Consider the following 9949-nt stretch of genomic DNA (forward strand, 5'->3'; position numbering starts at 1 on the left):
ACAGCACCCAGGTGGTCGGCGCGCCGACCGAGTCGGTCGCCTCCAACGAGCGGGTGATCACCGCGTACTGGGCCGGTGCGGTCCACGCGGCGAGCAGGTACTCGAAGTTGAACGCCTGGTGCATCTCGTCCGGGCGCACGTAGCGGGCCAGCCGCTCGGCCGGCTCCACCCAGGCCTCGGCGACCAGCACCCGCTCGCCGGGGTAGCTGTCCAGAACCTGCCGCCACTGCCGGTAGATCTCGTGCACGCCGTCCTGGTCCCACATCGGCGGACGCGGCTTGTCGATCTCGTTGCCGGAGAGGATCTCCTGCGGCTCCTGCCAGTCGGCCAGGTCGGCCTGCTTGATGAGGCCGTGCGCCACGTCGACCCGGAAGCCGTCCACGCCGCGGTCCAGCCAGAACCGCAGCACGTCCAGGAACTCCGCGTGCACCTCCGGGTTGTCCCAGTTGAGGTCCGGCTGCCCGGTGTCGAACAGGTGCAGGTACCACTGGCCGGGTTGCCCGTCGGCGTCGACGGTCCGAGTCCAGGCGGGACCACCGAAGACGCTCTGCCAGTCGTTCGGCGGCTGGTCGCCGGCCGGACCGCGGCCGTCCCGGAAGATGTACCGGGACCGTTCCGGGCTGCCGGGCGCGGCCGGCAGCGCGGCCTGGAACCAGCGGTGCGCCGAGGAGGTGTGGTTCGGGACCAGGTCGACGATCACCCGCAGGTTGCGGGACCGGGCCTCGGCGATCAGCTTGTCCGCGTCGGCGAGGGTGCCGAACAGCGGGTCGATGTCGCGGTAGTCGGCCACGTCGTAGCCGGCATCGGCCTGCGGCGAGGGGTAGAAGGGAGAGAGCCACACCGCGTCCACGCCCAGCTCGACCAGGTGGTCAAGGCGGGCGGTGATGCCGGGCAGGTCACCGATGCCGTCCCCGTCCGAGTCGGCGAACGAGCGGGGGTAGATCTGGTAGATGGCGGCCTCGGTCCACCAGCCGGTGGCCGGGTGACCGGAGGGGGTCTGCTGCGTCGGGTCGGTGTTCAGGGTCGTCTCCCGTGTTGCGGTGTGTGGATTTCAGTGTGCCCGGGGCGGTGCGGTCGAGTCCCGGACCACCAACCGAGTGGGCAGGACCACCGGAGCGTCGCAACCGGTGCCCCGTTGCCTGACGATGGGGCCCGGGGGGCGGGCCCCGAGCGGGTCGAGCAGCATCTGGGCGGCCAGCCGGCCCTGCTCGGCGGCGGGCTGGGCGACGGTGCTGAGCCCGAGCACACCGGCCAGGTCGTGGTCGTCGATGCCGACCACGCTGACGTCCTGCGGCACCCGCAGTCCGACGTCACGCAGGGCGGTCATCGCGCCCATCGCCATCTCGTCGCACGCGGCGACGATCGCGGTCGGCGGCTCGCCGCGGGCCAGCAGTTCGGCGGTGGCCCGGTTGCCGCCGTCGATGGTGAAGGTGGACTCGATGTCCAGGGTCGGGTCGGGTCGCAGGCCGGCGGAGCGCAGCGCCGCCTGGTAACCCCGGCGTCGGTCGAGGTGGGTGGTGAAGGCCAGTTCGTCGTCCGGGTCGCCGGAGATGTGGGCGATCCGGTGATGGCCGAGGTCGATCAGGTGCTTGGTGGCGGCCCGTGCGGCCGCCACGTCGTCGATGCGTACGCACGGCCAGTTGGGCACCCTGCTGCCCGAGCTGATGGTGACTCCGGGCAGTTCCAGCGTGGCCAGCGCGGTCAGGTCGGCCGGCCGCAACGGGGTGGCGACCAGCATCATGGCGTCCACCCGCTTGTGCAGGTTGGCCGTCCGCAGGACCCGCTGGCGGACCTGTTCCCGGCCGCCCAGGTTGTAGAGCAGCAGGTCGTAGCCGGACTGGTGGAGATACTCCTCGACCGCCTCGACGACGGTGCTGAAGAACCAGCGGGTGATCCGGGGGACCACCACCGCGACCGTGCCGGTCCGTCCACCGGCGAGCCGGGACGCGCTCGGTGAGACCTCGTAGTCGAGTTGCTCGGCGGCGGCGAGTACGCGGCGCCGGGTCGCGGCCGAGACCGTCGGTAGTCCGCGTAGCGCCCGCGAGACGGTGGCCGTGGACACGCCGGCCAGCCGGGCCACATCATCGATCCTCGTCACGGTTTTCCCCCGCTCGGTGCCCGGTGCGCCCGCCGCCGCCCGAGGGGCCAGGCGGCGGCGGGCGCGGGGTCAGCCCTTGACGCTGCCGGCGAGCAGACCTCGCACGAAGAAGCGCTGCAGGGACAGGAACACGATGAGCGGTACGACGATGCTGACGAACGCGCCGGCGGTCAGGCGCTGCCACTCGTTGCCCCGGGTGCCGGCCATCTCGGCGAGCCGGACGGTGAGCGGGGCGGTCTCGTCGCCGCCACCGGCGAAGATCAGCGCGACCAGCAGGTCGTTCCAGACCCAGAGGAACTGGAAGATGCCGAACGCCGCGAGCGCCGGGGTGATCAGCGGCAGCACGATGGTGCGGAAGATCTTCGGGTGGGTGGCCCCGTCGACCCGGGCCGCCTCCATCAGGTCGCCCGGCAACTGCGAGATGAAGTTGTGCAACAGGAACACGGCGAACGGAAGCGCGAAGCAGGTGTGCGCGAACCACACCTGGGCGAACTTCTGCTCGTCGACCAGATCCCACGCCGGCATCAGGGTGACGCCGCCGAGGGTGACACCGGTGGAGAAGAACTTCAACAACGGCACCAGGGCCATCTGCAACGGCACGATCTGCAACGCGAAGATCGCGATGTAGAGCCAGTCCCGGCCCCGGAATTTGATCCACGCGAGCGCGTACGCGGCGAGGGACGCGAAGGCGAGCGGGAAGAGCACCGACGGGATGGTGATCGCCAGCGAGTTGATGAAGGACCCGGCGAGCTGCCCGGAGGACGCCGATCGCCCGAACAGGACCTGCTCGTAGTTCTCGAACGTGAACTGCGGGTTGGTGAAGGCCGTCCACCAGCCGGTGGTTTTGATCTCGTCCTCCGGGCGGAGGGAGGAGACGAGCAGACCGAAGGTCGGGATGGTCCAGACCACCGCGATGACGATCGAGACGAGCGTCGCGGTGCGGCTGTTCAACCGCTTGCGGACCCGGCCGGCCGTGGTGGTCGGGGTGCCGTCGGTCTTCTGGGTGCCGGCGGCGACGGTGGGCGTTGCGGTCGTCATCTCAGCCCTCCCGCTGTTGACGGAGGTTGCGGATCTGGTAGATCACGACCGGGATGACCAGGATGAAGAGGAAGACCGCGAGCGCGGAACCCTGCCCGCTCTGGCCGTACCGGAAGGCCTGGTTGTACATCTCGTTGGCGATCACGCTGGTGTCGTAGTTGCCGTTCGTCGAGGTCCGGACGATGTCGAAGACCTTGAGGGTGGCGATCGTGAGCGTCACCATCACGACGATCAACGCCGGTCGGATGCTCGGCATGGTGATCTGCCAGAACATCTGCCACGGGCTGACACCGTCGAGCCGGGCGGCTTCGACGATGTCGCCGGGGATCGCCTTGATCGCGGCGGAGAGCACCACCATGGCGAAACCGGCCTGGATCCAGACCATGATGACGATCAGCAGCAACGTGTTCAGGGGTGATTCCAGCAGCCACTGCTTGGGCTCACCGCCCAGGCTGACCACGATCTGGTTGAGCAGACCGATCTGGTCGCCCTCACCCCGGTAGGCGTAGACGAACTTCCAGATGATGCTGGCGCCGACGAAGGAGATGGCCATCGGCAGGAAGATCAGCGACTTGGCCACGGCCTCGAACCGGGCCTTGTCCACCAGTACGGCGTAGATCAGGCCGAACCCGGTCGCCACCAGCGGGACCAGCAGCACCCAGATCAGGGTGTTGGTGAGGACCCGGAGCATCGCGTCGTCGGAGAACAGAAAGCCGTAGTTGCGCAGGCCCACCCATTCGGTGCTGTCCCCGTTCATCAGGGAGAGCAGCAGGGTGCGGATGGCCGGCACGACCAGACCGATGGTGAGCAGCAGCAGCGTCGGCAGCAGGAAGAAGAGCGCGAAGATGCCCTCCCGCTGCCGGGGTCGGCGGGGAAGCGGAGCACCACTCGCCGAGGCTGCGACGAGCTGCGCCTCCCGTCGCCGGGCGAACCAGGCCGGCACCACGTCGAGCAGCAGTAGGAGACCACCCACCACCAGCACGAAGGCAACCAGCCCGTACATCAGCATGAGGAGCTTCGGCTGCTCAGCGGCGAAGTCGAACTCCATCAACCCTCCCTTCCGGGTCCACCTCAGCCGGTGGCCCGGCCCGCGAACGCGGACCGGGCCACCGCCGGGATCACTTAGGCCAGCTGCTCTCGATGCCCTGGAGCACCGGGGCGGTCGCCTTGCCGTTCAGCCACTCGACCATGCCCTTCCAGAACGTTCCCGCGCCGACGGCGGCCGGCATCAGGTCGGATCCGTCGAACCGGAAGGTGCCCGTCTTGTCCTGGAGGATCTGGACGGAGAGCTTGTCGATCGGGCTGGCGACGTTGGCGATGTCCAGCTTGTTGTTCGCCGTGACCCAGTTGCCGAGCTTCGCGCGGCTGTTCACGTACTCCGCCGAGACGAGGTAGGTCTGCACCGCCTGGACCTCGGGACGGTCGGCGTAGCCGACGACGAACTCGCCCGCGCCCAGCACCGGCTTGCCCTTGGCCGGGTCGATGGCCGGGAAGTAGAAGGCGAACGCGTCGCCGTCCTCGGCGACCTTGGTGCCCTCGGGGAACTGGTTGGCGTAGAACGACGCCTGTCGGTGCATCGCGCACTTGCCGGTGGTCACCGGCAGGCCCGCCTCCTGGAAGGCGGTGGTGGTGATGCTCTTGACGCCGCCGAAGCCGCCGTTGACGTACTTCTCGTTCTTGAGGATGCTGCCGGCGCGGTCGACCGCGTCGACGATCTTCGGGTCGTTGAACGGGATGGTGTGGCTGGTCCACTGGTCGTAGACCTCGGGACCCTGCGTACGCAGGACCACGTCCTCGATCCAGTCGGTGGCCGGCCAGCCGGTGGCGTCACCGGACTCGACGCCCGCGCACCACGGCTTCACGCCGCTGGCGGCGATCTTGTCGCTCAGGGCGATGAGCTGGTCCCAGGTGGTCGGAACCTCCCAGCCCTTCTCCTTGAACGTCTTCGGCGAGTACCAGACGAAGGACTTCACGTTGGCGCCGAGCGGCACGCCGTAGAGCGTCCCGTTCACGGTGCCGTACTTCAGCCAGTCGGCCGGCATGTTCTGCTCGGCGAGCGCCTTGGTGTCGGCGCTGAGGGACTTCAGCTTGCCGGCGTCCGCGAAGCGCTTCACCAGGCCCGGCTGGGGCACGAAGGCGATGTCGGGGGCGTTGCCGCCGTCGACCCGGACGGGGAGCTGCGCCTCGAACTCGCCGCTGCCCTCGTAGTCGATCTCGATGCCGGTGCAGTCGGTGAACTGCGACCACGACCGCTCCAGCAGGTCGGCCTCGGCGTCACGGATGGACGCGTAGATGGAGACCTTCTTGCCGTCGTGACCCTGGTACTTCTCGTATGCGGCGCACTCCGCGGAGCCCGCTTTGCTGCTCTTCTTGTCGTCGCCGGTACCGCAGGCGGTGGCGCTGAGCGCCAGCCCGAGTACACCGGCGATCACGAAGGCCTGGCGTGGTCTGGTAAAGACCGCCATGCCGTCCTCCTTCCTAGCCGGCGCGGTCGTGCTGGTGACCCGTCGCCGGTCCGATTGGGCGTGCACACATGTAAGCGCTTGCATCCGGTCCGGTCCACCCCCTGTCAGACACGAGCGAGTAACAATCCGGAAACCTGCGGGCTGCCTGGTGGGCGCGCTCCCGGGACATGCTGGGGACTCTTTCGAAGATTGACGATATCTGTCAGGCTGAGCGCACCGGATCGAAGGTTTTCGACATAGGAGGAGCTGTATGCGAAAGCGGTGGATCAGCCTGCTGGTGACGGGTCTCTTCGTCGGGGGAGCACTGGTGCCGGCGACTCCGGCGCTGGCCGCGCCGACCTTCAAGGTGCCGTTCCCGTGCGGCCAGTCCTGGTCCGGGCAGACCCGGTCGGACCACAGCCCGGCGTACGCCGTCGACTTCAACCGCACCGACGACCTCGGCGACCCGGTGGTCGCCAGCGCTCCCGGCACGGTCGACCGGGTGACCGACCTCGGCGGCACCAGTTACGGCAAGTATGTCCGGATCAACCACGGCGGCGGTTACAGCACCTACTACGCGCACCTCAACGGCTTCAACGTCTCGGTCGGGCAGACGGTCGGGTACGGCAAGGTGCTCGGCTGGGTCGGCAGCACCGGAGGCTCGACCGGCCCACACCTGCACTACGAGCAGCGCCTCAATGGCGGCGACATCCAGGTCCGCTTCAACGGCACCCTCGCGCTGTACTGGGGCACCAAGAGCTACACCAGTGACAACGGGTGCTCCTCGGGCGGTGGCAACGGCACGGTCGACACCAGCGGGACGCCGCTGACCGTCCGCTCCGGCCCCGGCACCGGGTACGCCTCGGTGGGCACCGTCGCCGACGGCACCCGGGTGACCATCGCCTGCCAGACCAGCGGCACCACGGTCACCGGCACGTACGGCACCAGCTCGATCTGGGACCGGATCGGCTCCGGCCGCTACATCGCCGACGCGTACGTGTACACCGGCTCCGACGGATACATCCCCGGCGTGCCCCGCTGCTGACCCGGCCACGGTCCCCGGCGGGGCACCGCCGCCGGGGACCGGTCGGTCAGTTGTCCCGGCGTCGGCTCAAACCGCCGAGGGCGGGCCAGGGCCGGCCCACCCACGACAAAGCGCCGGGATCGCCGCGACCGATGCTTCTGTCGGGAGGACGAAGCTTCGGTCGCGGCGACCCCGGCGGGTCCCGGTGTTGAGGAGATACGAGCGCTAATTGAAGATGCTGACACCACCCGGGCCGACCAACAGCCCGACGACGATGAGGACGATGCCCCACAGGATCTGCCGGCGGAACAGCGCGAGGATGCCGGCGACCACGAGTACGACTGCGAGAATCCAGAGAATCAGCTCCATGACCTCTGACTACCCGACTGGCCGATCGGGGAAACCTGGTCGGTGTCGAGCTGATCGCCAACGTGAAAGACGCTGTACGCCTGCTTGATCACCGGGTGCGCGACGTTGCGGACGCGTACTCCGCCGGGGGTGGTGCCGCGCTCGGTGCCGGCGTGCGCGTGCCCGTGCACGGCCAGCGCCGTGGGTGCCGAGTCGATCGCCTGCCCCAACTGGTACGACCCCAGGAACGGGTAGATCTCCAACGGTTCGCCGGCCAGTGTGTCCGGCACCGGCGAGTAGTGGGTGAGCGCGACAAGCATGTCGCAGTCCAGCGAGCGCAGCGCCGCACCGAGGCGGTCCGCGCTGTCGGTGGTGGTGCGGACGAAGGCCTTCATCTCCGGTTCGCCGAAGTCACTCGCGCACCGCCCGGCGAACCCGCCGCCGAAGCCCTTCACGCCGGCGATGCCGAGCCGGCCACCCGCGCAGTCCAGCACGACGCCGTTGCCCTCCAGCACGGTGATGCCCGCGTCCTCCAGCACCTTGACCACCTGTGGCACCTGGTCACACTGGTGGTCGTGGTTGCCCAGCACGGTCACCACCGGTACGGACAACCCCCCGAACTCCTCTGCCACACAGCGCGCCTCGGCCTCGGTGCCGTGCCGGGTCAGGTCCCCGGCCAGCAGCAGCACGTCGGCGCACTCCGGCAGCTCCTCCAAGGCCGGTCGGAACCGGCCGACCACGTCCTCGTCCAGATGCACGTCGCCCACAGCGGCGATCCGGATCACCATGGAACCTCCCTCAGGGCAGTTGCTCGATCTCCGTGGGCGCCTGGGCGCGGATCACTCCGATGTCGCTGGTGATCGGCACGTCCGGGAAGCGCTCGGACACCCGGCGCAGGATCTCCTCCCGCCGGTGCGGGCTCTCCACCTCGCCGTAGAGCACGAGGGCGCGTTCCCGTCGAATCACGGTGATCCCCTGTTCGGCGACGGCGGGGTCCTCGACGAGCAACCGTTGGATCTCCGCCTCGACGTACTCGTCCGGTGGCCCGGCGCCGATGTCGCGATGGTGGGTCACGATGTCCCCTCTCCTGGCTGGGTGCCGGCGGCCGACACCACCTCCAGCCGGTCCAGCAGCACCAGGAACGCCTCGGCGTACGGCGAGTGCTGCGTCTCCTTGCGTACCCGTTCCCAGTCGATCTGCTCCCGCAGCGAGCGGGCCAGCGGCAGGCCGCGGGCGAAGTCGCAGTAGTGCTGGGAGAAGCTGAGCAGTTTGTGCACCATCAACTGGGTGGCGGACAGCACCGGCATGTGAATCGCGTCCACCGGCCGGACGACCGTGTCGGCGAACGTCTCCTCGGTCACCGGCGTCTCGATCGGCCGGTGGATCAGGTCCACCATCCGACCGTCGTCGAAGACCTTCACCAGCCAGTCCTCCGGGGGACGCTCGGCGACGAAGCCGGCGGCCACCAGCGCCTCCAGCGCCTGTTCGACGTCGGCCTCCCGGATCAGGAAGTCCACGTCGTGATCGCTGGAGTGGCCCCCGTGGGCGTAGACGGCGAAGCTGCCGCCCAGGGCGAACGGAATCTCGGACTGCTTGAGCACGGCGGCGACCTTCTTGAGGGTGTGCACAAGACTCTCGTCCCCGCGCTCAGCCATCTGGTTCCTCCGTCGTCGTGTTGGTGGACCGGCGGTCGGGTTTCAAACTCCGGTACCCGGCATACCGGTCGGCCACACCTGCTGGTGACGCGGTCGGGCGTCATCAGGGATGAAGCACCACAAACCACGCGGAGCAAGTGCGTGGGTCGGATAACCTGTGGAGAGTGGCCAGATCATCGGGGATGCGACGACGCAAGGCCCGACTGCGCACCGTCGCCCTGATCGGCATCGACGGTTCGGGCAAGACCACTCAGGCGCACCGGCTGGCCGACGCGCTGACCGCCGCCGGCCGCCCCGCCACCTACCGCCGCAACGCCAGTGGCCGGCGCTGGCTCGGCCGGCTCGCCAACCGCCTCGGCCGGCCGGACGCGCAACGGCTCGTCGGGCGCGACGGTGTGCTGGCCGTGGAGTCGGTGCTGCGCTGGCTCGCCATCGCCATCGCCCTGCTCAGCTGCCTGCTCACCGGCCGGACGGCGGTGATGGACCGCTACTCGGCCTGCCAGTACGCGAGCATCCGGGCGCACGGCGGGCAGCGCTGGGAGCGGCTCGCCCGGGCCGGCTACCGGCTGTTCCCGACGCCGCAGGTGACCTTCCTGCTCGCCGTCGACCCGGCTGAGGCGTACCGGCGCATCGAGGAACGCGGCACCGACCACGAGACGATGGGGTGGCTCACCGCCGCCGACACCGCCTACCGGGCGCTGCCCGAATACCCCAGCTTCGTGCTGGTGGACGCGGGCCGCCCGGCCGAGGAGGTGACCGAGCAGATCCAGGCGCACCTGGAGACCTGGCTGCCGCCGTCCGCGCCGGCCGGCGGTGACGTCGGCCCGGTGGTGGCTCAGGCCCGCCCGTAGACCGGGACGGTGGCGCCACTGGTCGGGGCGGACTCGGCCGACGCGAGGAACCGGATCACCGGCGCGATCTCGTCCGGGGTCACCCAGCGGGAATGGTCGGCGTCGGGCTGGGCCGCCCGGTTCGCCGGGGTGTCGATGACGCTGGGCAGCACGGTGTTGCAGCGCACGTTGTGGGCCCGGTACTCCACCGCGACCGCGTTGGCGAAGGCCAGCACCGCCGCCTTGGCCGTCGAGTAGCCGGCCGCGCCGCGGAACGGGGCGACCGCCGCGCGGGCCGAGACGCAGACCACCGCGCCGCCCCCGGAGGCCACCAGGTGCGGCAGTGCGGCCTGGGTGACCAGGTAGGTCGGCCGCAGGTTGACGGTGAGCATCCGCTCGAACTCGTCGACCGGGGTCTCGTGCACCAGCCCGCCGCTGGCGTACCCCCCGACGAGGTTGACCACCGCGCGCAGCGGCGATGCCGGTTCGCCGGCGGCGGCCTCGACCGCCCG

At 69.7% G+C, this 9949-nt stretch carries 11 protein-coding genes and 1 pseudogene; 2 read left to right on the plus strand and 10 right to left on the minus strand.

Translation table 11 applies throughout. From position 1 onward, the window contains the following. From PSH25_RS05775 to PSH25_RS05795, 5 genes are all read right to left on the minus strand, one after another. Positions 1 to 1021 (minus strand): alpha-amylase family glycosyl hydrolase (locus tag PSH25_RS05775; protein ID WP_238658025.1); only part of this gene is annotated, 1021 nt, incomplete at its 3' end. Positions 1022 to 1051: 30 nt separating this feature from the next. Further along, positions 1052 to 2098: a LacI family DNA-binding transcriptional regulator gene (locus PSH25_RS05780; RefSeq protein ID WP_238658017.1), complete on the minus strand. Its 1047-nt coding sequence runs from the start codon at positions 2096 to 2098 to the stop codon at positions 1052 to 1054. 69 nt (positions 2099 to 2167) lie between these two features. Further along, positions 2168 to 3136 carry a carbohydrate ABC transporter permease gene (locus tag PSH25_RS05785; protein ID WP_238658018.1) on the minus strand — a complete coding sequence of 323 codons (969 nt, stop codon included), beginning with the start codon at positions 3134 to 3136 and terminating at the stop codon, positions 2168 to 2170. Between the two features lies 1 nt (position 3137). Continuing rightward, entirely contained in the window at positions 3138 to 4184 is a 1047-nt protein-coding gene (locus tag PSH25_RS05790) for a carbohydrate ABC transporter permease (protein WP_238658019.1), read from the minus strand. A gap of 70 nt (positions 4185 to 4254) precedes the next feature. After that, complete coding sequence (locus PSH25_RS05795) at positions 4255 to 5601, minus strand: ABC transporter substrate-binding protein (protein WP_238658020.1); 1347 nt, start codon at positions 5599 to 5601, stop codon at positions 4255 to 4257. 250 nt (positions 5602 to 5851) lie between these two features. Between PSH25_RS05795 and PSH25_RS05800 the strand changes: the two genes are divergently transcribed. Then, positions 5852 to 6625: a M23 family metallopeptidase gene (locus PSH25_RS05800; RefSeq protein WP_238658021.1), complete on the plus strand. Its 774-nt coding sequence runs from the start codon at positions 5852 to 5854 to the stop codon at positions 6623 to 6625. A gap of 204 nt (positions 6626 to 6829) precedes the next feature. Here the strand turns inward: PSH25_RS05800 and PSH25_RS05805 are convergent, their stop codons facing one another. The 4 genes and pseudogenes from PSH25_RS05805 to PSH25_RS05820 form a co-directional block, all read right to left on the minus strand. Further along, positions 6830 to 6973: a GPGG-motif small membrane protein gene (locus tag PSH25_RS05805; protein WP_007464364.1), complete on the minus strand. Its 144-nt coding sequence runs from the start codon at positions 6971 to 6973 to the stop codon at positions 6830 to 6832. After that, on the minus strand, positions 6964 to 7740 hold the full coding sequence (locus PSH25_RS05810) for a metallophosphoesterase family protein (protein WP_238658022.1): 777 nt from the start codon (positions 7738 to 7740) through the stop codon (positions 6964 to 6966). The genes PSH25_RS05805 and PSH25_RS05810 overlap by 10 nt, the downstream gene beginning before the upstream one ends. Positions 7741 to 7750: 10 nt before the next feature. After that, complete coding sequence (locus tag PSH25_RS05815) at positions 7751 to 8026, minus strand: BON domain-containing protein (protein WP_124823215.1); 276 nt, start codon at positions 8024 to 8026, stop codon at positions 7751 to 7753. Beyond that, positions 8023 to 8610 (minus strand): annotated as a pseudogene (locus tag PSH25_RS05820) (nucleotidyltransferase); the annotation flags it as partial. The gene PSH25_RS05815 and the pseudogene PSH25_RS05820, both read right to left, overlap by 4 nt. 179 nt (positions 8611 to 8789) lie before the next feature. Here PSH25_RS05820 and PSH25_RS05825 point away from each other — a divergent pair. Then, the gene (locus PSH25_RS05825; RefSeq protein WP_238658026.1) at positions 8790 to 9458 is read left to right on the plus strand and encodes a dTMP kinase; all 669 of its coding nucleotides are present in this window, start codon (positions 8790 to 8792) and stop codon (positions 9456 to 9458) included. Here PSH25_RS05825 and PSH25_RS05830 read toward each other — a convergent pair. Continuing rightward, on the minus strand, positions 9443 to 9949 hold a 507-nt coding region (locus PSH25_RS05830), incomplete at its 5' end, for an SDR family oxidoreductase (RefSeq protein WP_238658024.1). The two genes, PSH25_RS05825 and PSH25_RS05830, sit on opposite strands and share 16 nt — an antisense overlap.

This window comes from Micromonospora foliorum (genome assembly GCF_022229015.1).
GTDB lineage: Bacteria > Actinomycetota > Actinomycetes > Mycobacteriales > Micromonosporaceae > Micromonospora > Micromonospora foliorum.